22 protein-coding genes are annotated in these 23729 nt (G+C 60.1%); 10 read left to right on the forward strand and 12 right to left on the reverse strand.

From position 1 onward, the window contains the following. Positions 1–77: 77 nt before the first annotated feature. Positions 78–1514: an SPOR domain-containing protein gene (locus AC2YI2_RS10010; RefSeq protein ID WP_487386363.1), complete on the reverse strand. Its 1437-nt coding sequence runs from the start codon at positions 1512–1514 to the stop codon at positions 78–80. Positions 1515–1643: 129 nt separating this feature from the next. Between AC2YI2_RS10010 and AC2YI2_RS10015 the strand changes: the two genes are divergently transcribed. Further along, the gene (locus tag AC2YI2_RS10015; protein ID WP_487386313.1) at positions 1644–1781 is read left to right on the forward strand and encodes a hypothetical protein; all 138 of its coding nucleotides are present in this window, start codon (positions 1644–1646) and stop codon (positions 1779–1781) included. Here the strand turns inward: AC2YI2_RS10015 and AC2YI2_RS10020 are convergent. Then, the gene (locus AC2YI2_RS10020; protein WP_487386314.1) at positions 1771–2496 is read right to left on the reverse strand and encodes a hypothetical protein; all 726 of its coding nucleotides are present in this window, start codon (positions 2494–2496) and stop codon (positions 1771–1773) included. The two genes, AC2YI2_RS10015 and AC2YI2_RS10020, sit on opposite strands and share 11 nt — an antisense overlap. A gap of 164 nt (positions 2497–2660) precedes the next feature. On the opposite strand from AC2YI2_RS10020, the gene AC2YI2_RS10025 reads away from it, so the two are divergent. Further along, on the forward strand, positions 2661–2939 hold the full coding sequence (locus AC2YI2_RS10025) for a hypothetical protein (protein ID WP_487386315.1): 279 nt from the start codon (positions 2661–2663) through the stop codon (positions 2937–2939). 92 nt (positions 2940–3031) lie between these two features. Here AC2YI2_RS10025 and AC2YI2_RS10030 read toward each other — a convergent pair whose 3' ends face one another. The 3 genes from AC2YI2_RS10030 to parE form a co-directional block, all read right to left on the reverse strand. Next, on the reverse strand, positions 3032–3631 hold the full coding sequence (locus tag AC2YI2_RS10030; protein ID WP_487386316.1) for a transglutaminase-like cysteine peptidase: 600 nt from the start codon (positions 3629–3631) through the stop codon (positions 3032–3034). Between the two features lie 534 nt (positions 3632–4165). Continuing rightward, entirely contained in the window at positions 4166–4780 is a 615-nt protein-coding gene (locus AC2YI2_RS10035) for a PilZ domain-containing protein (protein WP_487386317.1), read from the reverse strand. A 105-nt stretch (positions 4781–4885) separates the two neighbouring features. After that, positions 4886–6922, reverse strand: coding sequence for a DNA topoisomerase IV subunit B (gene parE / locus AC2YI2_RS10040; protein ID WP_487386318.1), 2037 nt, complete (start codon positions 6920–6922; stop codon positions 4886–4888). A gap of 142 nt (positions 6923–7064) precedes the next feature. Here parE and AC2YI2_RS10045 point away from each other — a divergent pair, with 142 nt between their 5' ends. Next, positions 7065–7943 carry an alpha/beta hydrolase family protein gene (locus AC2YI2_RS10045; RefSeq protein WP_487386319.1) on the forward strand — a complete coding sequence of 293 codons (879 nt, stop codon included), beginning with the start codon at positions 7065–7067 and terminating at the stop codon, positions 7941–7943. 3 nt (positions 7944–7946) lie between these two features. On the opposite strand, the gene AC2YI2_RS10050 is transcribed toward AC2YI2_RS10045, so the two are convergent. Together AC2YI2_RS10050 and AC2YI2_RS10055 are read right to left on the reverse strand one after the other, a co-directional pair. After that, positions 7947–8681 carry a hypothetical protein gene (locus AC2YI2_RS10050; RefSeq protein WP_487386320.1) on the reverse strand — a complete coding sequence of 245 codons (735 nt, stop codon included), beginning with the start codon at positions 8679–8681 and terminating at the stop codon, positions 7947–7949. A 10-nt stretch (positions 8682–8691) separates the two neighbouring features. Continuing rightward, positions 8692–10221, reverse strand: coding sequence for a caspase family protein (locus AC2YI2_RS10055; protein WP_487386321.1), 1530 nt, complete (start codon positions 10219–10221; stop codon positions 8692–8694). A gap of 199 nt (positions 10222–10420) precedes the next feature. Between AC2YI2_RS10055 and tpiA the strand changes: the two genes are divergently transcribed. The 3 genes from tpiA (at position 10421) to pyrG (ending at position 13586) form a co-directional block, all read left to right on the forward strand. Beyond that, positions 10421–11191, forward strand: a complete 771-nt coding sequence (gene tpiA, locus AC2YI2_RS10060) for a triose-phosphate isomerase (RefSeq protein ID WP_487386322.1) — start codon at positions 10421–10423, stop codon at positions 11189–11191. Between the two features lie 119 nt (positions 11192–11310). Then, positions 11311–11814 carry a preprotein translocase subunit SecG gene (gene secG / locus AC2YI2_RS10065; RefSeq protein ID WP_487386323.1) on the forward strand — a complete coding sequence of 168 codons (504 nt, stop codon included), beginning with the start codon at positions 11311–11313 and terminating at the stop codon, positions 11812–11814. A 143-nt stretch (positions 11815–11957) separates the two neighbouring features. Continuing rightward, positions 11958–13586 carry a CTP synthase gene (gene pyrG, locus AC2YI2_RS10070; RefSeq protein ID WP_487386324.1) on the forward strand — a complete coding sequence of 543 codons (1629 nt, stop codon included), beginning with the start codon at positions 11958–11960 and terminating at the stop codon, positions 13584–13586. Between the two features lie 12 nt (positions 13587–13598). On the opposite strand, the gene AC2YI2_RS10075 is transcribed toward pyrG, so the two are convergent. The 5 genes from AC2YI2_RS10075 to phaC all read right to left on the reverse strand — a co-directional run bounded on the left by AC2YI2_RS10075 (position 13599) and on the right by phaC (position 19711). After that, a complete protein-coding gene (locus tag AC2YI2_RS10075) occupies positions 13599–14771 on the reverse strand; it encodes a calcium-binding protein (RefSeq protein ID WP_487386325.1) in 1173 nt (390 codons plus the stop codon). Between the two features lie 111 nt (positions 14772–14882). Further along, entirely contained in the window at positions 14883–16019 is a 1137-nt protein-coding gene (locus AC2YI2_RS10080) for an NADH:flavin oxidoreductase/NADH oxidase (protein WP_487386326.1), read from the reverse strand. A 112-nt stretch (positions 16020–16131) separates the two neighbouring features. Further along, positions 16132–16917 (reverse strand): RadC family protein, encoded by a 786-nt coding sequence (gene radC, locus AC2YI2_RS10085; RefSeq protein WP_487386364.1) that lies wholly within the window; start codon positions 16915–16917, stop codon positions 16132–16134. Between the two features lie 40 nt (positions 16918–16957). After that, complete coding sequence (map, locus tag AC2YI2_RS10090; RefSeq protein ID WP_487386327.1) at positions 16958–17785, reverse strand: type I methionyl aminopeptidase; 828 nt, start codon at positions 17783–17785, stop codon at positions 16958–16960. Positions 17786–17869: 84 nt separating this feature from the next. Then, positions 17870–19711 carry a class I poly(R)-hydroxyalkanoic acid synthase gene (phaC, locus tag AC2YI2_RS10095; RefSeq protein ID WP_487386328.1) on the reverse strand — a complete coding sequence of 614 codons (1842 nt, stop codon included), beginning with the start codon at positions 19709–19711 and terminating at the stop codon, positions 17870–17872. Positions 19712–19845: 134 nt separating this feature from the next. Here phaC and AC2YI2_RS10100 point away from each other — a divergent pair, with 134 nt between their 5' ends. From AC2YI2_RS10100 to AC2YI2_RS10115, 4 genes are all read left to right on the forward strand, one after another. After that, positions 19846–20166, forward strand: a complete 321-nt coding sequence (locus tag AC2YI2_RS10100) for a hypothetical protein (RefSeq protein WP_487386329.1) — start codon at positions 19846–19848, stop codon at positions 20164–20166. A 2-nt stretch (positions 20167–20168) separates the two neighbouring features. Beyond that, a complete protein-coding gene (locus tag AC2YI2_RS10105) occupies positions 20169–20801 on the forward strand; it encodes a LysE family translocator (protein ID WP_487386330.1) in 633 nt (210 codons plus the stop codon). 105 nt (positions 20802–20906) lie between these two features. Then, on the forward strand, positions 20907–22445 hold the full coding sequence (locus AC2YI2_RS10110) for a glycosyltransferase family 39 protein (protein ID WP_487386331.1): 1539 nt from the start codon (positions 20907–20909) through the stop codon (positions 22443–22445). Between the two features lie 35 nt (positions 22446–22480). Further along, the gene (locus AC2YI2_RS10115; protein ID WP_487386332.1) at positions 22481–23704 is read left to right on the forward strand and encodes a glycosyltransferase; all 1224 of its coding nucleotides are present in this window, start codon (positions 22481–22483) and stop codon (positions 23702–23704) included. Positions 23705–23729: the final 25 nt, after the last annotated feature.

Raw genomic sequence — 23729 nt, forward strand, 5'->3', positions numbered from 1 at the left:
AATGCGCTATTCGCGCGTGTAAAAGTATTGGGCGTTTGCCCGGTGGAGGGCCCGCGAACGGGCCCGTCCTCGCGTCCTTACTGCAGGCTGGCCCAGCAGCCCATGCCCTGCTTCTTCAGCACCTTGCAGGCGCGAACCGCGGCATCCTGGTCGGCGAAGCCGCCAAACCGAGCGCGGAAGAGCTGTTCCTCGCCCTTGACATAGGCGACGGTGAAAGGCGTGGCGGAACGCAATACCCTTCCGCCCTTGTCCTGCGCCTTCTGCAGGAGATCCATTGCCATCTCCTTCTCAGGAGCGGCGCCGACCTGAATGACCCAACCGGACATGTCGGTGGAGGTGGAGGCCGTGGTTACGCTGTCAACGACCGGCTCTTCCTTGCGCACGGGTGTCGAGTCGGTGATGTCTTCCTCGGCGACATCTTCCTGCGGAACCGGCACGATTTCAGCACGCTTGGCCTTGGTGATCTTGATCGTCTTGGTGCGGACGACGGGAACCAGCGTTTCGTCAGCGGACGCGACCTGTTCGGTGACTTCTGCAGGCTCTTCGCTCGCCTCATAGCGTGCTTCCGGCATCGGACCATTGTCGGGCAGTTCAAGGGCGCGGCTGAGTTCGGTATCCTGTTCCGGCTCGGCGTAAGCAGTCTCGACGGTCTTCTCGACCGGCTTCATGGCAGCGATAAGGTCGGTTGCCGTCCGTTTGCGCGATGCTTTTGGCAGATAGGCCTCGACGAGCTTGCGCATCTTGGCGTCGCGCGAGCCGCCGGTCCGTCCGCCCATGACGACAGCCACGATCGAACGGCCGTCGGCAGTCGCCGAAGTCACGAGGTTGAAGCCCGAAGCGCGCGTGAATCCGGTCTTGATACCGTCAACGCCGTAAACATTGCCGAGCAGGCGATTATGGTTGCCGATGACCTGGCGGCCATATTTGAACGAACGGGTGGAGAAATAGCCGTAATACTGCGGGAAATCGCGGCGGAGCGCGACGCCGAGGCGAGCCTGGTCACGCGCGGTGGTGACCTGGCGTGCATCGGGCAGGCCATGCGCATTGTAATACACCGTGCGGGTCATGCCGAGCTGGCGAGCCTTGGCGGTCATCATCTTGCCGAAACGTGCTTCCGTGCCGCCGAGGAATTCGCCGAAGGCGGTTGCGCAGTCGTTTGCCGAACGGGTCACGAGAGCCATGATGCCCTGTTCAACGGTAAAGGACGTGCCCTTGCGGACGCCGAGCTTGGAGGGTTGCTCAGCCGCCGCATTTGCCGAAACCGGCACGCGGGTATTGAGCTTGATGCGGCCCGATTCGAGCGCTTCGAACACAAGATACAGGGTCATCATCTTGGTGAGCGACGCCGGATAACGCAGGCCATCCGGATCTTCGGAGTTCAGGACCTTGCCCGCCTTGACGTCGATGACGATGCTCGACTGGCGCGCGGCCGCTGTTGCCTGGGAAGGTGCCGTGGCGCCGATACTGGCGGCGAGGGCAAGGGATCCAATGACCTTGAAGAGGGATCGGGGCATGCCCTTTGCGAGGGCGGACACGAATGTGAAGTTGGACACAATGCTACTCTTTGTTTTCGTTTCGACGCGCCGTTGGGAGGGCCGGCTGACTAGAGAAAAATGTACCGAGTTAGCGTTACCAATCTCTTTATGCTGAACGATCTCTTTCCGCATATCTGTGCGATCTCAGGAAAATTCGTCTTAGGGTTAATTCAGGCGCTGTCCGCCGATGCATCTGAACTCACCATATTTTCAGGCTTCAAACGCCTGCTGCTGATCACTGTGTGATGTGTCTTGCGGCAAAATTGCGTACATTCCGATCAATCTCCTGCCATTGCGGCAGCAGCGCGGAAGAAAAGCGGTAGAGCAATGTCAGGTCGCGACCGACTGCGACGTCCCTCAGGCAGTCCGCCGAGGTTGACGCTTGGTCGCCGACGGGCAGCAGGCAGCGGACGGCATAGATACTCCCATCAGTCAGTTTGCCGGTGAGCAACCGCTCATCGCCGAATCCAGACTTTTTCGACAGGCTGTGAATCGTTAGACCCGCCGGCCCCGCCGTTGGCTCGCCTGCAAAAAGCTTCGAATAGATTGGCTCGACGCGCCCGGACATGTCTCGTGACATCACACTTTGAGAGAATTCAGCGAAGATCAGGCGATCGGATCGATGCGGGTCCGAGAAGATGGACGCGGTGTCTCGGCTATAGCCTTCAAGATTGGGCCAGGAAAGATAGATGCTGACCGACTCGGCGCTGCCGCTTTTCCTCTGCGTTTCGAAACGGATCATATTGGCGGGGAGGGTGAGCGTATCCTGGCCGACAATAATGTGATGGATTTCGCGCGACTCGGTATTGCCGCCGAGCACCAGTTCTTCACCGAGTTGTTTGCCGACGACACTGAGCGCGGAGGCGATTGCGGCGAGCAGGCCGATCACCACGGTGATGCGGAACAGCAACCGGTTGGAAATCAGTGGCTCGGGAGCTTCATCATCTGCGGCGGATGTCATCTCTATCCCCGGATATAGCGCGGCCCAAAAGATGCCCGCGCTGCCCTGTGTCAGACTGACGCAACAGTGGATGGCATGGTCCTTGCTCTTGTCGGTTCAATCAAACCGGTTAGGGTTAAGCGATGGTTAACGCGGGTGATCTTTTCGTATGTGTGGTGGCTGGCTTGGCGATGCCGCTTGCTATGCTGGATGGCTTCAAGGCGTTTGCGGGGTCGGCGCTTCCCAGCCAGGGCGTTGGGTTTCAGTTCGAACGGCGACCGCTGGTCTGGCTTCTGGCGCTCCTGCTCGGTCCGGGTCTGTTCGCCGACCGCATGCTTTCGGCCTGGCGGGAGGGGGAATTGTCGCTAGCCGATTGCGTCAACGCCTTCTTGATCACGCTTGGATGGGCGGCGATCTACGGCTTCGTCGTCCTCAGTCTCGTGAAGACATTGTTACCGGCATAAAAATGCCGGTCCCGGGGGATACGGGACCGGCAAGAGGGGCTCAGCCGGGGACGGGATTGCGGGGATAGGCCGAGCCCGCAGGGAACTTTGACTTAGTCGACGCTACCGACGACCGGCGTACGATCGTCTTCGATCTTCACCCACTGGGCAGCATTCTTCGACGACTGGCGCTTGAGGAATGTGTATTCGGTATCCGACCAAAGCAGGACCTTGTTGCGCATATTGTCCAACACGAAGTCGCCTCGATCGGTGCGGACGACCAGGACGGCATGGCCGTCGCCATTCGGCTGCAAGACGACGGTGATCAACAAATCTGACGGCGAGAATCCTCGCTGGACCAACATCTTCTGCTTGAGAAGCACATAGTCCTCGCAGTCACCGACGGTGGTGGGCATCACCCAGCGCTCTTCGACACCATAGATTTCCTGGTCGGTCAGCGGCTCGATCGTGCTGTTGGCGGTATAGTTCACCTTGAGCAGTGTCTTCCACCTGGTTTCCGTGAGCTGGATCGGACCATCGTCGCTTATCGCTCCGCAGCTCCTGGGATTGGACTTGCAGTATTCATAGTGGCCGATCGGCGGATTGGTCTTGCCTAGGGTCAGCATGTTGGCCGGTGTTGCCGCGAGCGCTGCGGTCTGTGCAGCGGCAAAAAACGTGGCCGTCAGTAGTCCCGTCAGGTAAGTCTTTGTCATTGGTTGTTTCCCCGTTGTGAGGAAACAATGGCACACAGTTTTTTATGTGCGCCAAAAATGGATAGTACAAATAAGTATTGTTTTGAGTACTATAAGAATAAATCTTGAGGTTTATTTGATTATATATTTATTACACTTTTCGATCAATTGGACTTTGTTTTTATTCAAATTTTAGCAGCCGGGAATGCCGGACCGGGTGTGGCTCCGCGGCCTCATTTCCAGTTGATTGAAATCATTATGAAATCCGTGGAGACGATCGCGGGTGGTGAAGGTGAAAGCGTGGCGCCGGCAGTGCCGATCAAGCCTGCGGCGTCGCCCCGACGAGGTCCTGGACCTATGAAAAAGCTCGACGATGCCGCCTGACAGACGTCAGATCGGATGCGCGTCGGTGCAGTTCAAGGCGAAAATGAGGCCTGAAATGGTGCGAACTACGGCAAGTTATGATGAACGGAGTATTGCCGGTACGGTCTGTCAACGGCCTGGAGACAAAAAAGCCGGCGCAAGGCCGGCTCTTCGTTCGATAATGAGGCTGCTTCACATCAGAAGCTGCAGGCCTTCTTTCGACAGGACGTTGGCAAACTCGATTGCAACGCCTTCCTGGAAGTGACGGACGACACGGCCGCGCATATTGCCCAGGCGAACGGGGGTACCGAGCGCGGGACGGACATCGATCTCGACGGCGGCGCCGGACATGGAGAGGTCGATGATCTTGCAGGGATAGGCGCGGCCATCGTCGAGATTGAGTTCGGAGCGAGCGTTGCGCGGCGCGATGCGCTCGTGGCGGCGATCTTCCGGCAGATTGAATTTGTGCTTGTTGGACAGCCAGGTCAGCTGTGCGGAAAGCTTCTCGCGCTTGCGGTCGGTGACGTGCAGCTTGCAGACGAAGCCGTGGTCGACATGGCGGACAACCGTGCATTCCAGCCGGCCGATATGATCGACATAGGCAACCACACGCTCGCCGAGGGGCGGGAAGGCGGTGCACTGGAACGCAACGTCGGCGGGCGACATGTCGACTGCCTTGCAATCGTATTCGATCTGGCTCGTGAGAAGCATCAGCCTGCCACTGAGGTTGACCGTCACGCGTTGCGTGGCGCCATCGTTGACCTGGGTGCGAGATGACGTCGATGCTGCACTGGAAAAGGCCGACATTATAGAAGAATCCAATTCTGCTTGTGCCGAAAAGGATAGACTCTCTGGGTTAACGCGGGGTTTATTTCTGGCGCCAGAGGGCCTCCAACGGGGCCCACAGGACTGTCAGATATCGAGATTCTCAACGAATACCGCCCGCTCCTGAATAAAGCGGAAGCGAGCCTCGGGTTTGGTGCCCATAAGGCCATCGACGGCTTCGCGCGTTCCCTCGAAATCCACCTCGTCAATGTCGACGCGGAGCAGCGTCCGGCTGCCAGGATCCATCGTGGTTTCCTTGAGCTGCTGCGTCGACATTTCGCCCAGGCCCTTGAAACGGCCGATCTCGACCTTGCGGCCCTTGAACTCCGATTCCATCAGTTCCGCCCGGTGCGCATCATCGCGGGCATAGAGCGTCTTGGCGCCCTGACTGATGCGATAGAGCGGCGGGACTGCCAGAAACAGGTGGCCCTTGCGCACCATCTCGGGCATCTCCTGATAGAAGAAGGTAATGAGCAGCGAGGCAATATGTGCGCCGTCGACATCGGCGTCGGTCATGATGACCACGCGCTCGTAGCGCAGGTCTTCCTCGCGATATTTGGAGCGCGTGCCGCAACCCAGCGCCTGAATCAGGTCCGAGATCTGCTGGTTGGCGCCGAGTTTCTCGCGGCCGGCCGAGGCGACGTTGAGGATCTTTCCGCGCAGTGGCAAAATCGCCTGATTGGAGCGGTTGCGCGCCTGTTTCGCTGTGCCACCGGCCGAGTCACCTTCGACGATGAAGAGTTCGGCGCCGTCGGCCGAGTTCTGCGAACAGTCAGCGAGCTTGCCCGGTAGACGTAGCTTGCGAACCGCCGACTTGCGGTTGACTTCCTTTTCCTTACGCCGACGCATGCGCTCTTCTGAGCGTTCGATTACCCATTCGAGCAGCTTGCTGGCTTCGTTGGGATTGTCGGCGAGGTAGTGGTCGAAGGGGTCGCGGAGGACGTTTTCGACAATGCGCTGCGCTTCGGCGCTTGCCAGCCTGTCCTTGGTCTGGCCGACAAATTCGGGTTCGCGGATGAAAACAGACATCATGCCCGCTGCGGAGATCATCACATCATCAGTGGTGATGTTGGCGGCGCGCTTATTGCCGGTCAGATCGGCATAGGCCTTGAGACCCTTGGTCAGCGCGATGCGGAAACCGGCCTCATGCGTGCCACCTTCGGGTGTCGGAATCGTGTTGCAGTACGAATGCAGCATCATGTCGCCGCCGTACCAGGTCACGGCCCATTCGACCGAACCATGGCCGCCACGTTCCGTCTTGCCGGCGAAGATCTCGCGGGTGACAGTGAATTCCTTGCCGATCTGCGCCGCGAGGTAATCCTTGAGGCCGCCGGGGAAATGGAAGACGGCTTTTTCAGGCGTCTCTGTGCCTTCGACCAGTGACGGATCGCAGCTCCAACGAATTTCGACGCCGCCGAACAGATAGGCTTTCGACCGCGACATGCGGAAGATGCGGCCCGGGTCAAATTTGGCATGAGCGCCAAAGATCTGCGGATCGGGATGGAAGCGCGTGCGTGTGCCGCGGCGATTGTGGACGTCGCCCAGTTCTTCGAGCGGACCTTGCGGCACGCCGCGCGAGAAGCGCTGGCGGTAGAGGCGCTTGTTGCGGGCAACTTCCACTTCGACAAAATCCGAAAGCGCGTTGACGACAGATACGCCGACGCCGTGCAGGCCTCCCGATGTCTCATACGCCTTGCCGTCGAACTTGCCGCCGGCATGGAGCTTGGTCATGATGACTTCGAGCGTCGACTTTCCGGGCACCTGGGGATGGTTTTCGACCGGAATGCCGCGGCCGTTGTCGGTCACGGTGAGAAAACCCTCGGCATCGAGGCTGACTTCAATGAAGTCGGCATAGCCGGCGACCGCTTCGTCCATCGAGTTGTCGATGACCTCGGCGAAAAGGTGGTGCAGCGCCTTTTCATCAGTGCCGCCGATATACATGCCCGGCCGCATGCGGACCGGCTCGAGGCCTTCCAGCACACGGATCGAGGACGCGCCATAGTCATCGCCAGCCTTGGCGGGCGGTGATGGAACAGGTGCCACAGCCGGGGCGGGCGTCGCCGCCTTGGGCTCCGGCTTGGGTTTCTCGGGCATGTCATCGAAAAGATTCAGTGCTTGGCTCATATGTACATTGGCGTCTTTTTGAGTGCCGCGAATCGCGGAGAGTTACCATTGTTAGCGCTATAATACGCGAACATATAGAGAATGGCGTGTGCGGCGCTGGCGTGGCAAGATGCCAGAGCGCTCAAGCAAGCCCGGAGGTATGATGTCCACAGAACGTTTCGCGTATCGGCTTGTCGCTACGATCCTCATGGCCATCGTAATGACCGCGCCCGGCGCTATGGCCACCGAAATAGGCGGTTTCAAGGACGATCTGTTTGCCTATCCCGGGATTCTGGAAGAGGCCGACAATGGCGCCTTCCTCAAGATCGACTACGACAAGATGCGCGACATCCACAAGCGCGACGACGATCCCGAGCGGCGCGTGAAGGGCAAATATGTCTCCACAGGCGTCCGCTGGTATCAGAATTTCGAGACGATCGAGACCGGTGGCCGGTCTGTTGATGTCTTCGAGGTCGGAAAGCTGAAGAACGCCCGGTTTGCCGTGATTTTTGTGCATGGCCGGGGCGGGGACCGCAAGCTCGGCGCCAATGATTATTCCTTCGGGGGCAATTTCAACCGGCTCAAGAACCTGGCCTACAAGAACAACGGGGTCTATTTCGCACCGTCGGCCCGAGATTTCGGTGACCGGGGGGCGGCGGATGTCGAAGCGCTGATCGGATATGTCAAAGCGTCGGCTCCGCAGGCGAAAATCGTTTTGACCTGTGCCTCCATGGGCAGCTTCATTTGCTGGAAGATCACGGAGAGCGCGCAAATATCGAGCATGCTGTCAGGCATGATGATATTTGGCGGCCCGGCCAATCCCGATTTCCTCAAGAGCCCTGCGCATGCGGCGAAGTTGCCGATGTTCTTCAGCCACGGCTCCGACGACACCGTCTACCCCTGGGCCAATCAGTACGGGCTCTACAGGACGCTGATCGCGAAGGGTTACCCGACGCGGTTCGTGCTCTTCAACACGGGTTCGCACGGCACGCCAATCCGCATGACGGACTGGCGCCTGACGTTGAACTGGATCCTCAACTGACAATCAGCCCGAACGCAGCAGAGTCTTGGTCGAATCCACCGCTGCCGAAATCTGCTGGTAGTGCGCGTAGCGGCGCTCGGAATTCTCAGCCGACCGCAGCAGCTGGGTTGCGGCTTCCTCGACCACGGCATTGGCTTTCGCCATTGCGTTGGGCAGGGCAGCGCGCTTGACCGCGCGATAGGTCCTGCGAGTCCTGAAACGGGGATTGGCGCTGCGCGGAACTTCGAGACGGGGCGCTGAGCGGTCCTCATATGTCGACACGATGCTGGCCAACTGGCGGCTGGCGCGGCGCAGGATCCGCTTGGCGTCGCGATTTTCCGGCCTGTCCGCCATGCGGGCGATGGTCATGTCGATGCCCTGCCGCAAGCAATCGATCCGATAGACCTCGTCGTACTTGCGGCATTCGCGGCGGATCGACTGCAGATCCCGAACGATACGATCGGTGTCGAGTCGCTCGTTCTGTGTCATGCGCTCCGGGTGATTGAGGCCAGACGGACCGTTGCGGTCGGGCCGACCGCCATTATTACCGCCGTCGTTCCCGCCATCGGTGCCGCCGTCCGTATCGGGGTCACCGGGATCGACGGACTGGATTTTCAGGAGCAGGCTCGAAATCGCCGCATCATCGAGCGCGACACGGGGGGCCGGAATGCCGGCATAGACCGGTGTGACGCCTGAGAAGGCCAAGCTTGCGGCCAGTATGACCCTCGGTATGATCGTCGCGTCCATTTGCCCCAGCATTCCTATCTCCTCATTGCACCGTTTCACCAAAGGCGACACGCATGCTGCGCTGCGTACCCTTGCCTATGGCACCGTCGATCTTGCCCGCATAAAGTTTGTTCTTGGCAAGTTCCGCCTGCAGCGCCTTGCGTGTCGCCGGCTTGAATTGATTGGGGTTGGTCTCGAGCTGATCGAGCACATCCTTCACACCCGTGCGGAGCGCAGCATAGAGATAGCGGCCGGCATCGTCGGGTGTCTTGCCCTCGACCGCACCGTCATCGATCAGCGCAGCGACATTGTACATGGCCTGTGGATGGCGCAGGTCGGCGGCCTTGAGGAAGAGCTCGACGGCCTTCTTCTTGTCCTGCTTTTGGCCGACGGCACCCTGATAGTAGAGGAAGCCGAGGTCGTTGATTGCGTCGGCAAAGCCGAGCTCGGCAGCCTTCTGATAGAGCGATACCGCCTTGGTCACGTCCTGGTTGGTGCCGATGCCCTTCTCATAGAGCTTGGCCAGTTCGAACATCGCTTCCGGATCGCCCTTGTCGGCTGCCTCGGTGAACATCGCGAAAGCGCGTTCCGGCTTGAAGCGCGCCTTGTCATTGGCCGAAAGCGACATATAGCCCAGGCCGAGCATGGCGCGCACATTGCCGTCGCTCGCAAGCGAGGCGAGCTGCAGTTCCTGGTCAGGTGCGAGCGAACCCCAGGCCGTCTTGCGGTCGGTCAGGGAGGCGACATTCTGGTCGGTGCCCGCAAGGAAGAAGGGTACGCCCGATAACGAGCCGTAGAAATGCGGTTCTTGCTTGTTCTTCGTATCGCGGAGCACGGCGTCGCGGACCTGGCGGAACATCATGCCGATCTCGACATTGCGGGCCGGCAGCTGCTCGATGAGCGCCTTGGCAAAGGGGCTATGGATGCCGCCTTCACCATCGAGCGCGGCTTCGCCGTCTTTTGCGGCGTAGACGACGAGTGTGCCCTTGTCGACGGAGGGTTCGGCAAGGCCCTGCTTGAGAAGCGAGCGGGTTTCAACCGAGTCGAAATCTTCCGTACCAGCCTTGGCGACTTCCTGAACCGGCCAATCGGCGAAGGGATTGTTGCGGCAGGAATCGAGGATCACGATCCGGAGTTTGCGTGAATTCTCCACCGCAGTGAGAAGCTGCTTGAGGGTGATAGCCTGGGCGCCCACATCGGACGGCTTGATGATCTTCACGTCGACGGGAATGAGGAAGTTCTGGCCGTTCAACTCGACGCCGTGACCCGCATAATAGATGAGGGCGATGTCCGATGTCTCCGACTTGAAGGAGAAGGTCGAGACGGTCTTTATAAGGTCCTTGAGCGGCAGGTCGATCGCGCGATCGACCTCGAAGCCCAGACCTTCGAGCTTTTCGGCAATCGCTGTTGCGTCATTGACGGTATTGGCAAGTGTCGGGATCGTCTTGTACTGCGACATGCCGATGACCAGAGCGACACGGTTCGCCGCTTCGGCGCCACAGGCAGTCAGCGCCAGCATCACGATCGCAAGGAGCGTGATCATTCTGTGGTCGTTGCGTTTCGTAACGGACATTCCTGATGCCTCTTACCCGCCTGACAGAATAGCCCAGTCTGCGGATTTCTTGAAGTCGCCGAGTTTGTGACGCGCCGACCGCGCTCTTTATTCTGGCCTGCAATTGTTGCGCCACCGCGTCACGGCCAATTTCGCTTGCGGATTTTCGGCTCCATCTGTTAGGTCGCTGTCGAAACATTTCCGGACTTGGGGGAGAGACATGACGACACCTGGGATCAAGCCGCTGGTTGCCGGCAATTGGAAGATGAATGGCGTCAGGGATTCGCTCACCGAGCTCAAGGCGATTGCCGCAGGCGTAGAGCCATTGGCCGGCAAGATCGATACACTGATCTGCCCGCCGGCGACGCTGCTTTACGTCTCGACCGCGCTCGTCACCGACAGTCAGCTCCGCATCGGCGCCCAAGACTGCCACACCGCGCAATCAGGAGCCTATACCGGCGACATCTCCGCCGCCATGATCGCCGACAGTTTTGGCACTTTCGCCATTGTCGGCCATTCCGAGCGCCGCACGCTGCACAAGGAAGACGACGCACTGGTGCGCGCCAAGGCCGAGGCCGCCATTGCTGCCGATCTCACCGCAATCGTCTGCATCGGCGAGACTGAGGCCGAGCGGAAGTCTGGGGCAACACTCGACGTCCTGAAGCGCCAGCTCGCCGGCTCGGTGCCGGACGGCGCGACAGCGAAGACCGTCGTGGTCGCCTATGAACCGGTCTGGGCTATCGGCACTGGGCTCACCCCCACGTCGGCCGATGTCGAGGAGGCGCACGCCTTCCTGCGCGCCGAGCTCCAGGGCCGGTTCGGCGGGGAAGGCGGCAAGATGCGTATCCTCTATGGTGGCTCGGTGAAGCCTTCCAACGCCAAGGAATTGATGTCTATCGCAAATGTCGATGGCGCACTGATCGGCGGCGCCAGCTTGAAATCGGCAGACTTCCTCGCCATTTGTCAGGTCTATGGCGAACTCATCGCCTGACGGACTTTTCTGACCGTGCATAAGACGCACGGAAAAGGTCTTTCAAATCCATCTGGGCTCGTGTAATAGCGCGCCAACTCTTGAAATTTGTCCGCCGCCCGGCGGGCGGGATTGGATAAATGCAGACCGTTCTCATCGTAATTCATCTGATGATCGTTCTGGCGCTCGTCGGCGTCGTACTGATCCAGCGTTCGGAAGGCGGCGGCCTCGGCATCGGCGGCGGCTCCGGCTTCATGAGCGCCCGCGGTACCGCCAATGCGCTGACTCGCACGACGGCGATCCTGGCGGGACTTTTCTTTCTCACCTCGCTCGGCCTTGCGGTATGGGCGCGCTATGAATCGAAGCCGACCGATATCCTCGATCGGCTGCCGACGGCGATCACCACCGATGACATGAACAACGCGCTCGGACCGAAGAAGACCGAGGAGAAGAAACCGGCTGATCCAAACGCGATCCCGCTCGGTGACGATTCCAGTGCGACGACCCCGGCTGTCGACACCAAGCCCGCGACCACGACGGCGACCGAAGACAAGCCTGCCGACCCGATCACGGCCACCGACAGCAAGCCTGCGGACGCAGAGACCAAGACGACGACCGAGGAAAAGCCGGCCCAGCCGCAATAACCTCGTCCACATCACAATCATGAGCCGGCAGGACAAACCCTGCCGGTTTTTTGTTGGACCATCCGGCATCGGCTTTGGAAAAGCGGTGTGGGACGAAATTTCTTGTGGCGGAATCATCCGCGAAGCAGTAGGGGGTAAAGCCCATGGCGCGATATGTTTTCATTACCGGCGGTGTGGTTTCTTCTCTCGGGAAAGGCATCGCATCCGCAGCTCTGGGTGCACTTCTTCAGGCCCGAGGCTATCGGGTTCGGCTCCGCAAGCTCGATCCCTATCTCAATGTCGATCCCGGCACGATGAGCCCGACGCAGCACGGCGAGGTCTTCGTGACCGACGACGGCGCTGAAACGGATCTCGATCTCGGTCACTACGAGCGCTTTACCGGCCGCTCGGCGACCAAGACCGACAACATCACCACCGGCCGCATCTACAAGAACATCATCGACAAGGAACGGCGCGGCGACTATCTCGGCGCAACCGTCCAGGTCATTCCGCACGTCACCAATGAAATCAAGAATTTCGTGACCGAAGGCAATGACAGCTACGATTTCGTGCTCTGCGAGATCGGCGGCACCGTCGGTGATATCGAGGCGATGCCCTTCATCGAGGCGATCCGCCAGCTCGGCAATGAGTTGCCACGCAATTCGGCCGTCTACATTCATCTCACATTGATGCCCTATATCCCGACCGCTGGCGAGCTTAAGACCAAGCCGACCCAGCATTCGGTCAAGGAACTGCAGGCGATGGGTATCCACCCCAACATCCTGCTGGTGCGGGCCGACCGCGAGATTCCGGAAGCGGAACGCCGCAAGCTGTCGCTTTTCTGTAATGTGCGGCCCTCGGCCGTCATCCAGGCGCTCGACGCCGCCAACATCTATGACGTGCCAATCGCATACCATAAGGAAGGCCTGGACGACGAAGTGCTGGCCGCCTTCGGCATCGAGCCGGCGCCGCAGCCGCGCATGGAGAAGTGGGAGGAGGTCTCGCGCCGCATCCACAATCCGGAGGGCGAGGTCACGATCGCCATCGTCGGCAAATATACCGGCCTCAAGGATGCCTATAAGTCGCTGATCGAGGCGCTCTACCACGGCGGCATCGCTAATCAGGTGAAGGTCAAACTCGACTGGATCGAGTCGGAAATCTTCGAAAAGGAAGATCCATCTCCCTATCTCGAAAAGGTCCACGGCATTCTCGTGCCGGGCGGTTTCGGGGAACGCGGTTCGGAAGGCAAGATCCAGGCGGCCAAGTTCGCCCGCGAGCGCAAGGTGCCCTATTTCGGTATCTGCTTCGGCATGCAGATGGCGGTCGTCGAGGCGGCGCGCAATCTCGCCGGCGTGGAGAAGGCATCCTCCACCGAGTTCGGCAAGACCGCAGAGCCTGTGGTTGGCCTGATGACCGAATGGGTCAGCGGCAACGAGCTCCAGAAGCGCACGGCGAGTGGCGATCTCGGTGGCACCATGCGGCTCGGCGCCTACAGGGCGGTTCTCAACAGGGAAACCAAGATCGCCGAGATCTACGGCTCGACCGACATTTCCGAGCGCCATCGCCACCGCTACGAAGTGAATGTCGACTACAAGGACCGGCTGGAAGAATGTGGCCTGGTCTTTTCGGGGATGTCGCCGGATGGCGTTCTGCCCGAGACGGTCGAATATGCCGACCATCCCTGGTTCATCGGCGTTCAGTATCATCCGGAGCTGAAGAGCCGGCCCTTCGATCCGCATCCGCTTTTCGCGAGTTTCATCGAGGCGGCGCTCGTGCAGAGCCGGTTCGTTTGAACGGTTCCGAGATCAGGCAGCGTAGTCCGCGTCAGCGACGCGGGCTCCGTTATCGGGCTCAAATACCCCCGTGCTGATATCGAGAACGCCGTCGGCAAAGACCGCGAACTCAACATCGACGAGATGGTCTGTCCCTTCTTCCGCGCCCGAAATCGTGCCGTCGGCCTGGTTGAAGACATAAGTGTCGTAGTCATAGCTGTAGACTGCCTGGTCGTTGGCACCGTCGCCCCCGTTGAGATCGTCATCGCCGCCGTAGCCGATGAGCGTGTCGTCGCCGTCTCGCCCTTCGAGGACATTGTCCTCGCCGTCGCCGCTTAGCTCGTCGGTGTAATCCGAACCGATGAGGCCCTCGATGGAGAGGAATGTGTCTCCGGCCGCAGACGCCGTGTTGCGGGAGGAATCCGCGAGATCGGCGATCACGGCGGCCGAAGCAATCTTGTAGCTCGCGTAATCGAGACCTTCGCCGCCATCGAGCACATCGGCGCCATCACCGCCATTCAAGCGGTCCGAGCCCGCTCCCCCGACCAATTCGTCGTCGCCGGCGAGGCCATAGATAAAGTCGTCACCACGCCCGGTTTCCAGCACATTGGCATCTGCGCTGCCGATGACAAGATCGTCGTAGGCTTTGGTGAACTTGCCGTTGTGCGTGGTGTCGTAGTCGTTTGGCAGGTCGGCCCATTTCTTGACCCAGGCGCTGTCGATCCGCGCACCGTCGGTATAGTCCACGCCGCGCTCGATGACGTCGCCGCTCGCGTCATAGGCCATGTAGGCGAGCTGCTCCGTATAGCCCGCTTGCCTGTATATCCTGTTGGCGAAGATCTGGTTTTCGCCCGCTGGCTCTTCTGACGTCCAATTGTCGAGCCGCGCGGTGAGCGCGTGGCCGAGCTCGTGGATGATCGCCGTGAACGGATAGTCCTGGACGGCGTTGCCGTGCTTGTCGATATAGCTTGCATTGTCGAGCTCGCGCATGTCGAGCCAGACCTTGCCGTTCCAGGCGCTGAAATCGCCCTCATTGTAGATGAAATTGATGTCGCGCCCTTTGTCGTCCACCCAGCGATCGAACATGTTTCGCGCGATCGACGATTCGCGATAGGCCTCCCTGATCACGCCGAGAATTGCGTTCTTGTCACTCTTGGAGAACGCTTCGTCGATGTTGGTGGCTTTTGCTATGTCTTTGTAGGACATGGAAATTCCTCTGATTGTCAGCTTTGGCGAAGCAAGGCATACCTATCAGAGCGTATAAAAAAGGAAGGTCAAGACCTTGACCTTCCCAATTGCTGCACACGGATGGTGGCGTCAGGCCTCGGCGAAGGCGCGCTTCTTGAGAGCGCGATCCTTGTTACGGATTGCGTAGCCGGCCTGCAGCGGCCAATCGGCATATGCGCTCTCGCTATTCTCGAGAATGTGGCGGGCATGAAGCGGCCAATTGGGGTCGTCTAGCGCCGCCCGGGCCAGGGCCACGAGATCGGCATCGCCGTTCTCGACAATCGCCTCGGCCTCGAGTGGCGTCGTGATCAGGCCGACGGCCACGGTCGGGATATCAGCATCCTTCCGCACCTTGGTGGAAAGCGGGAGTTGATAGAGCGCCTTGGGATTGAAAGCTGCGCCGTCGAATCCACCGGACGAGACATGGACGGCGTCGACGCCGAGCGCCTTGAGCTTTCTCGCGAGAACGATGCTGTCTTCAACAGTCCAGCCATCCGGATGATTGTCCGAGCCGGATATGCGGACGAACAGCGGCTTTCCCGCCGGCCAGGCGGCACGGGTCTCCTCCGTCACCTCCAGCAGCAGGCGCATGCGATTGTCCCGGCTGCCGCCATAGTCGTCCTGGCGCTTGTTGGCGATCGGAGAGAGGAATTCGTTGAGCAGATAGCCATGGGCCGAATGGATTTCGATGATATCGAAGCCAGCCTTTTCAGAGCGATAGACTGCTTCGATGAAAGATTGCTTGAAGCGACGGATGTCATCGAGCGTCATCTCGCGCGGGATTTTGTAGCCCGGCTGTTTTTCCGAATGGATGATCGCGCTTGGGGCGATGGGCTGCCAATCCTCGTAACCAACTGCGACTTTCTCCGCATCGGTCGGGTTCGGACGGAAGGGAACGGGTGACGAGGCCTTGCGGCCGGCATGTGCGAGCTGCATCGCGGCCGCCGCGCCCTGCGAATGCACGAAATCGACGATTCGGCGGAAAGGCTCGATCTGCTCATCGCTCCACAGGCCGGTGTCGGCATAGGAGATGCGTCCCTCCGGCGACACCGCCGTCGCCTCGACAGTCACAAGGCCGAAGCCGCCGATGGCAAAGCGGGCGAGGTGGGCGAAGTGCCAGTCATTGGCGACGCCATGGCGCGCCGAATACTGGCACATCGGCGCGACGACGAGCCGATTCTTGAGGGTGAGATCACGGAGGGTGAGTGGGGTGAATAGCTGGCTCATGGAGCGGACCTGTCTGATTGTGTGTGCAAACACCGCATGGCGGCAGCGAAGTCCGGGGAAGACCTACCCGTACAACTTAGGTAATCAATTTCATGATTGCGAGGACTTGGTCCTAAATCAGTCTCAAGCCCTTGAAACTGGCATGCCCGTCCTTGCCGATGATGATGTGATCATGCACGGCGATCCCCAGCGGTTTGGCCGTGCTGATGATCGTATGCGTCATGTCGATATCGGCACGCGATGGCGTGGGGTCACCCGACGGATGATTGTGCACGAGGACGATCGCGGTGGCTGAGAGCTCCAGCGCGCGTTTCACCACCTCGCGCGGATAGACCGGCGTGTGGTCGACCGTTCCACGCTGCTGCACCTCGTCAGCGATCAACTGGTTGCGCTTGTCGAGGAACAGAATGCGGAACTGTTCCTTCGTCTCGAAGGCCATGGCAGCGTGGCAGTATTCGATCACCGACGCCCATGACCCGAGCACCGTGCGGCCCGTCAGCCCACTCTTCAGCGATCGGTGTCCGACGGCGGCTATGAGCTTGAGATCTGTGGCGACCGTTTCGCCGACACCTTTGACTTCCTGGAGAAGGCCGGTCGGAGCGCCGAGCACGGCAGCGAGCGACCCGAAACGTTCTATCAGTGCCTTCGCGATCGGCTTGGTGTCACGCCGCGGGATGAGCCGGAAGAGAAGGAGTTCGAGCAGTTCGTAGTCGGCAAGCGCGGTATCGCCCAACTCGCGGAACTTGCTACGAAGCCGCTCGCGATGGCCGTGATAATGCGCGTGGGGAGAATCCGGCTCCGACCCCTTTCGTCTGGCGGCAACAGTCTTGCGCGGCATGGTCTCGGAAAAGAAGCCGCGCTCATCGGCCAATTCGTCCTCCGCTCCGGCCTGATCCATATTGTCTTGAGGATCCTGGGGCGAAGCGGTCATCGGTGCCTCAGAGCTTGATGCCGGGCGTGTCGAGCCCGCCAGGCGACAGTGTGAAGATTTCGCAGCCATTGGCGGTTACGCCCACCGTATGCTCATACTGCGCCGACAGCGAACGGTCGCGGGTCACCGCCGTCCAGCCGTCGGAGAGCACCTTCACATGAGGCCGACCGAGATTGATCATCGGCTCGATGGTGAAGATCATGCCTTCCTTGAGCTCCGGCCCTTCATTGGCCTGGCCGTAATGCAGGATGTTCGGTGCATCATGGAACAGCCGCCCGACGCCATGACCGCAGAAGTCGCGCACCACGGAGCAGCGTTCGGCCTCGGCAAAGGTCTGGATGGCATGACCGATGGCACCGGTGCGGGCACCGGGGCGAACGGCTTTGACGCCGCGCATCAGGCATTCGTAGGTAACTTCGAGCAGGCGCTCGGCTGCGCGCTTGATCTCTCCGACCGGATACATGCGGCTCGAATCGCCGTGCCAGCCATCGAGGATGTAGGTCACGTCGATATTGACGATCTCGCCCTCCCGCAGCGGCTTGTCATCGGGGATGCCGTGGCAGACGACGTGGTTGATCGAGGTGCAGGAGCTCTTGCGGTAGCCGCGATAGTTCAGCGTCGCGGGCAGGCCATTGTGCTTCTCGCCGAATTCGAAGACGAAGCGGTCGATCTCGTTCGTTGTCACGCCCGGCTTCACCAGATCGGCAAGTTCGTCCAGGCAGCGGGCTGTGAGCTGGCAGGCCTTGCGCATGCCCTCGAACGCGTCGGCGCCATAGAGACGAATGGCGCCGGTATTCTTCATCGGCGCGGAGAGGGCTTCGATATAGGTAACCATCAGTGGAAACAGGCTTTCGTCATAGTAGAAGTTGCATCTATCCCGACTCTATGCCGGGGAAAATCGGCCCGATCAAGGTCTAGCTCACACCCGCACCTTCACATAGCTGCCCGGTGCTTCCTCGATCGGGTTCAGCTTGTTGCCACCCGGTATGCGCGCCGGCACCTTGCGGTCGCTCTGAGCCTCGATCCAGCCATGCCAGTTCGGCCACCAGGAGCCGTCGGTCATCTCAGCGTTCGCGACCCAATCCTCGAATTCGCCCTTCACCGGACCATTGTGCCAGTACTGATATTTCTTCTTGTCAGGCGGATTGACGACTCCGGCGATGTGGCCGGAGCCGGACATGATGTAGGTCACGGGCCCGCCGAACAGCTTCGAGCCGACAAAGACGGACTTGGCCGGCGCGATGTGGTCTTCGCGGGTGGCGAGATTGTAGATCGGGATCTTCACGGCCTTGAGATCAAGTGTCTTGCCGGCCAGCACCATCTTGCCTTGCGAGAGATTGTTCTCGAGATAGCAGTTGCGCAGATAATAGGAGTGGTTGGCAGCTGCCATGCGGGTGGAGTCGGCGTTCCAGTAGAGCAGGTCGAAAGCCGTCGGATCCTGGCCCTTGAGATATGCATTGACGAAATACGGCCAGATCAGTTCCTGCGAACGCAGCATGTTGAACGCCATCGCCATCTTCGACCCATCGAGATAGCCGTCCTCGTTCATACTCTTTTCGATCATGCGGATCTGGCTCTCGTCGGCAAACACCTTGAGGTCGCCGGCAAAAGTGAAGTCCACCTGTGTGGTGAACAGCGTGCAGGACCGGATGCGCTTGTCGCCTTCCTGGGCGTGAAGCGCCAGCGTCGCGGCAAGCAGGGTGCCGCCGACGCAGTAGCCGATGGCATTCACTTCCTTCTCGCTGGTCGCCTTGGTGATCGTGTCGAGCGCGAAGCCGACGCCTTCATGGGCGTAGTCCTCCCAATCCTTGTGGGCATGGCGCTCATCGGGATTGACCCAGGAGATCACGAACACGGTGTGGCCCTGGTCGACGCACCACTTGATGAAGCTCTTCTGCGGATTGAGGTCGAGAACATAGAACTTGTTGATCCAAGGCGGCACAATGAGAAGAGGGCGCTTCAGCACGCTTTCCGTCGTCGCATCATATTGCAGGATCTGGCAGATATCGTTCTCGGCAACCACCTTGCCGGGCGTAATCGCGAGGTTCTCGCCGACCTTGAATTTGCTCATGTCGGTCTGGCGGATGCGAAGGTCGCCGCGACCGGCCTTGATGTCCTCGGCGAGCTTCTTCATGCCCTCGACGAGATTGGCGCCGTTCTTGGCCACTGTCTCCTTGTAGAGCTCCGGATTGGTGAGCACGAAATTGGAGGGCGACAGTGCGGATGTCACCTGCCGGACATAGAACTGCGCCTTGTGCCTTGTGTGCGGATCGAGGCCGCCCGCCTCGGTGGCGAGTTTCTCCGCCCAGTCCGACGTGACGAGATAGATCTGGCGCAGGAAGTCGAAGAAGGGCGTCTCAGTCCAGTCGGTGCCGCTAAAGCGTTTGTCGCTTCGAATCTCCGGCGCCGCGACTGGCTTGCCTGCGGCCTTGTTCAGCGAATTCATCCAGACGCCGAAATAGGACGTCATCAGATGCGTCTGTGCTTCCAGCGTGCGCGACGGGTCGGCCACCCAATATTCCACCACTTTGGAGATGGTTGCGACCAGATCGGTCAACGGCTCGATCTCGGCATTCTTCTTCTCGCCGGTTTCGCGCGGCTGCAGCCACTCCGTCGCCGCCTTGCCGAGATTTTCCAGCGACCGGGCGATGTTGAGCGAGAGGGCCTCGGGGTTCTTGACGACGAAGGGCTCGAGCTTGGCGGGATCGAAAGCGGGGATCGACTGCCCTGTCCCGGCCTGGCTTGTGTCACTGTCGGCCATATCTTGTCTCACTCCCGGGCATGCATTTCTTAATTTGAATCATTGCATGAAACGCATTGCAAATTCCACCATTTGGGTGTCAGAAAAAGGTCCGACGGCGGAAGCCTGTTCATATTTTCAGTGATGGGAGCATCATGCCTTCTGCCGGTCATCACCTTCGCCTGTTTGCCGCAGTGCTGCCGTTGGTTGCGGCCTTGCTGGGCGGCTGCAGTTCCACGAGCACATCGAGCGAAGTCTTGACCACCGAGCGCGTGCGGCCGGCGCCGGCCGAGAAGTACCCCGATTTCTCCCAGCCGCTCGATTCGGCTATGGCGCAGATGACGGATGAAGAGGCCGCGCGACAGGAAACGCAGCTTTCGTCGCTCGCCCGACAACGACAGGCCGGCACCATTTCATCCGCGGAATATCGTCGTCGTGTGGAAGCCCTTCGGCTTCTTGGCCAGCAGACGGAGTAACAATGCCCGATCTCGGAACGTTCGCTGCCTTTTCGCTTATCGCGCTGGGCATGGTCCTGACACCCGGGCCAAATATGGTTTATCTCGTGTCGCGCTCGATCAGCCAGGGCCGCGGTGCTGCTTTCCTGTCGCTGGTTGGTGTAGGGACTGGGTTCCTGTTCTACATGGTGTGCGCGGCGCTCGGCATTACCTCGCTGCTGATGGCCGTGCCCTACGCCTATGACGCGCTTCGCTTTGCCGGTGCACTCTATCTTCTCTATCTCGCTTGGCAAACGCTGAAGCCGGGCGGCCGCTCGCCTTTCCATGTCCGCAATCTTCCCCCGGATGGACCGCGGAAGCTTCTGCTGATGGGACTGCTGACCAATCTGCTCAACCCGAAAGTGGCGGTGATGTATCTGTCGCTGCTGCCGCAGTTCATCCATCCGGAACAGGGCAGCGTGCTGACGCAGGCCGTGGCGCTCGGCTTCATGCAGATCGCGATCAGCCTCAGCGTGAACTCGATCCTGATCGTCGTCGCAGGTTCGCTTGCCGCGGTGCTCGCGTCGCGCCCGACCTGGCTCACGATCCAGCGTTGGGTGATGGGCACGGTGCTTGCTGCTTTCGCGGTCAGGATGGCCACTGAAGCGCAGCGCTAGGCGACCCTATCTCTGTCATCATGGCGGCATGCTTTTTATGCAACCCGTGGCCGGGTTTCAGCATTAACTGCATGAAGCAAATCCTTTTCGCTCGATAAGGTGTCGATGAAGAAATCGCAGGATGACATCGGCGCGTTCAGCGAGCGCCATTTCTGGACGATTGTCGCTCTCATCCTTGTCGTCGCTCTCCTGTTCCGCCTGCCGGGATTGGCGACGCGCTCGCTCTGGATTGACGAACTCTTCACCGAATGGTTTGCTTCACGCTCCTTTGCCGATCTTTGGAGCGACGTGCCGCAGTTCGAGACGCATCCTCCCTTCTACTATTCGGTCCTCAGGCTTTGGACCTTTCTGTTCGGCAATTCGGAATTTGGTCTGCGCAGCCTGTCCGTCATCTTCAGCCTTGCGACGGTGCTCGCCGTCGCGCTCGCCGGTCGTCTGCTCAACGCGGGTTGGCAGGGTAGGGCGGCCGGACTTCTCGGCGCCGCCCTCCTGGCCGTGAACTATGCCAGCATCCGAGAGGCACAAAACGCAAGACCTTATGCGCTGCAGGGGTTTGTCTGCACGCTTGCCATCCTCGCCGCACTCATGCTCGTGACGCGCCTTAAGCAGACAACGGATAATGTGGGCCGCAACGAAGGTTGGCTGATACCCGCAATCATCCTCGGTCTAACCGCGGGCGTCGGTCTCTGGATCCACAATACCGGCTTCTTCATCGCGTTCGGCATCTGGCTCGGCCTGGCACTGACACTCATTTTCACGCCGCAGGGGACTCGTCTCCGCAACTTCCTGATATTCCTCGGCGCTGGCCTGCTGGCGCTTCTGGTCTGGGCGCCTTACCTGCCGATCTTCCTCGATCAGTCGCGCAAGTTCATGGGCCTGGCCTTCTGGCTGACGCCGAAACTGCGCGATCTCTACAGCACCTGGCTGCTTGTCGTGGGCGACACCTGGCTACTGGCGGTGTTGCCTCTTGGGCTGTGGCTCTACGGGCTGTTCCGTTTCTTCCGCTGCGCGCCACTTTTGGCGCTTGTCGCCGCGATCGTGCTTCTCGTGCCACTCTATTCCGTGCTTGCCGTGAGCTTTGCCATCAAGCCGATCTACATCCAACGGCTCTTCGCCTGGATGGTACCCACAGCGCTCGCGATCATCGCGCTCGGCGTGGTCTCGGCAACACCATGGAAATTGGTACGCCTGCTGCTCGGCCTCGCAGTCATCGGTCTCGCCACGATCAGGACCATGGACGACTATGACCGGCCGATCGATGACTGGAAGGCGATAGTCGCCGAAATCGCTCGCAACGCTGAGCCCGGCGACGTCGTCATCGCTGTGCCGGCCGAGGGCAGCATCGCGGTAGACTATTACGCCAGCCGCTATTCCAGCTTCCCGCCGATCGTCTGCGTGCCGGGTTGCTATCCCCAGCGCGATCTGCCGCGGACCTATATGAGCAACTTCGGTGCACCGGTCATCATTCCCGCCGACGCAGCGATCGTCGACCGTGCACTGGCCACGCACGGTCGAGTCTGGTTGGTCCAGGTTTCGATATCGCTCTACGATCCCAAGGCCATTGTGAGGTCGCGAATTGCTGCAGCGCGAAAATTTGTGCGATACACAGGAAATTCACTGGCTAAGGTGGAACTCTTCGAGTGAACTGGCGTTCTCGGGGTTCCGGTTGGAGGTGAACCATGCAGATCGACAGTCAGAGTGAATTTCTCGATCTTCGCGGTGCAGCAACAGCGGATGAGCTTGCTGCCGAGACGCTGCCAAAATCCACTCTGGATATCTCTCCCCGGGCTGCGGTAAAGCGCGCCGATCTGGTACGCCCCGCGCCGGAACTGACCGTAGTCGTCCCGACCTATTCCGAGCGCGACAATATCGGCGAAGTCGTCCGCCGGCTGACAGAGACGCTGGATGGCGTCGAATGGGAAGTCGTTTTCGTCGACGACAACAGCCCCGATGGCACCTCTGTGGTGGCGAAATCGATCGGATCGCGCGACGGCCGCGTGCGCTGTATCCGCCGTGTCGGCCGGCGTGGCCTCTCGGGCGCCTGCATCGAGGGCATTCTTTCTTCATCTGCACCATTCGTCGCCGTGATGGACGCCGATCTCCAGCATGACGAAACCATCCTGCCACAGATGCTCGACGCAATCCGTTCAGGTTCGGACCTCGCGGTCGCCACCCGCTACACTGCGGGTGGATCAGCAACCGAGGGGCTTTCCCCAATCCGCAAGTGGGGGAGCGAGCTAGCCACACGCATGGCCGGTTCCTTCATCGGCACACAAGTGTCCGACCCGATGTCCGGCTTCTTCATGATCCGCCGTGAGATCGTCGAGAAGCACGCCGTGTCGCTGGCCGGCGAGGGCTACAAGGTCCTGATGGATATCCTGTGGACCGCAGGCAAGTCGCTCAAGGTCTCCGAAGTTTCCTATCGCTTCCGCGAGCGCCATGCCGGGGAGAGCAAGCTCGATACGCTGGTCACCTTCGACTACCTTGGACTGCTGTTCTCGAAGATGTTCGGTGGTGTGCTGCCAGTGCGTTTCCTGATGTTCGGCGCGGTCGGTGTGTCCGGCATCGTGGTCCATCTGCTCACGCTGCAATATGCCATTTCGATCCTGCATCTGCCGTTCGCCGGGGCGCAGTTCGCCGCCGTCATGGTCGCCATGACGTGGAATTTTGTGATCAACAACAGGCTGACTTATCGCGACGCACGCCTGACCGGTTGGCGCAGGGTGACCGGTCTTTTGATGTTCTATGCCGCCTGTTCGATCGGCTCGGTCGGCAATGTTGGCGTTGCAAGCTGGATCTACTCCTTCCACGCTACCGCCTGGGTGGCCGGCCTTGCCGGCGCGCTCATGGGTGCGGTGTTCAATTATGCCATCAGCTCGGCCCTGATCTGGAAGCGGAGGTAGCAGCAGCATTCCGCGTGTCCCCGAG

Source organism: Rhizobium sp. SRI_017 (assembly GCF_057586295.1).

What these genes read in the sequence shown, in the direction of transcription:
- AC2YI2_RS10100 (WP_487386329.1), top strand. Translation starts at nt 19,846, where the DNA reads ATGCCTTCTGCCGGTCATCACCTTCGCCTGTTTGCCGCAGTGCTGCCG.
- AC2YI2_RS10020 (WP_487386314.1), bottom strand. Translation starts at nt 2,496, where the DNA reads ATGACATCCGCCGCAGATGATGAAGCTCCCGAGCCACTGATTTCCAAC.
- AC2YI2_RS10010 (WP_487386363.1), bottom strand. Translation starts at nt 1,514, where the DNA reads ATGCCCCGATCCCTCTTCAAGGTCATTGGATCCCTTGCCCTCGCCGCC.
- radC (WP_487386364.1), bottom strand. Translation starts at nt 16,917, where the DNA reads ATGGATCAGGCCGGAGCGGAGGACGAATTGGCCGATGAGCGCGGCTTC.
- pyrG (WP_487386324.1), top strand. Translation starts at nt 11,958, where the DNA reads ATGGCGCGATATGTTTTCATTACCGGCGGTGTGGTTTCTTCTCTCGGG.
- AC2YI2_RS10045 (WP_487386319.1), top strand. Translation starts at nt 7,065, where the DNA reads ATGTCCACAGAACGTTTCGCGTATCGGCTTGTCGCTACGATCCTCATG.
- tpiA (WP_487386322.1), top strand. Translation starts at nt 10,421, where the DNA reads ATGACGACACCTGGGATCAAGCCGCTGGTTGCCGGCAATTGGAAGATG.
- AC2YI2_RS10055 (WP_487386321.1), bottom strand. Translation starts at nt 10,221, where the DNA reads ATGTCCGTTACGAAACGCAACGACCACAGAATGATCACGCTCCTTGCG.
- AC2YI2_RS10075 (WP_487386325.1), bottom strand. Translation starts at nt 14,771, where the DNA reads ATGTCCTACAAAGACATAGCAAAAGCCACCAACATCGACGAAGCGTTC.
- AC2YI2_RS10050 (WP_487386320.1), bottom strand. Translation starts at nt 8,681, where the DNA reads ATGCTGGGGCAAATGGACGCGACGATCATACCGAGGGTCATACTGGCC.
- AC2YI2_RS10030 (WP_487386316.1), bottom strand. Translation starts at nt 3,631, where the DNA reads ATGACAAAGACTTACCTGACGGGACTACTGACGGCCACGTTTTTTGCC.
- AC2YI2_RS10110 (WP_487386331.1), top strand. Translation starts at nt 20,907, where the DNA reads ATGAAGAAATCGCAGGATGACATCGGCGCGTTCAGCGAGCGCCATTTC.
- AC2YI2_RS10015 (WP_487386313.1), top strand. Translation starts at nt 1,644, where the DNA reads ATGCTGAACGATCTCTTTCCGCATATCTGTGCGATCTCAGGAAAATTC.
- AC2YI2_RS10115 (WP_487386332.1), top strand. Translation starts at nt 22,481, where the DNA reads ATGCAGATCGACAGTCAGAGTGAATTTCTCGATCTTCGCGGTGCAGCA.
- phaC (WP_487386328.1), bottom strand. Translation starts at nt 19,711, where the DNA reads ATGGCCGACAGTGACACAAGCCAGGCCGGGACAGGGCAGTCGATCCCC.
- map (WP_487386327.1), bottom strand. Translation starts at nt 17,785, where the DNA reads ATGGTTACCTATATCGAAGCCCTCTCCGCGCCGATGAAGAATACCGGC.
- AC2YI2_RS10080 (WP_487386326.1), bottom strand. Translation starts at nt 16,019, where the DNA reads ATGAGCCAGCTATTCACCCCACTCACCCTCCGTGATCTCACCCTCAAG.
- AC2YI2_RS10105 (WP_487386330.1), top strand. Translation starts at nt 20,169, where the DNA reads ATGCCCGATCTCGGAACGTTCGCTGCCTTTTCGCTTATCGCGCTGGGC.
- AC2YI2_RS10035 (WP_487386317.1), bottom strand. Translation starts at nt 4,780, where the DNA reads ATGTCGGCCTTTTCCAGTGCAGCATCGACGTCATCTCGCACCCAGGTC.
- parE (WP_487386318.1), bottom strand. Translation starts at nt 6,922, where the DNA reads ATGAGCCAAGCACTGAATCTTTTCGATGACATGCCCGAGAAACCCAAG.
- secG (WP_487386323.1), top strand. Translation starts at nt 11,311, where the DNA reads ATGCAGACCGTTCTCATCGTAATTCATCTGATGATCGTTCTGGCGCTC.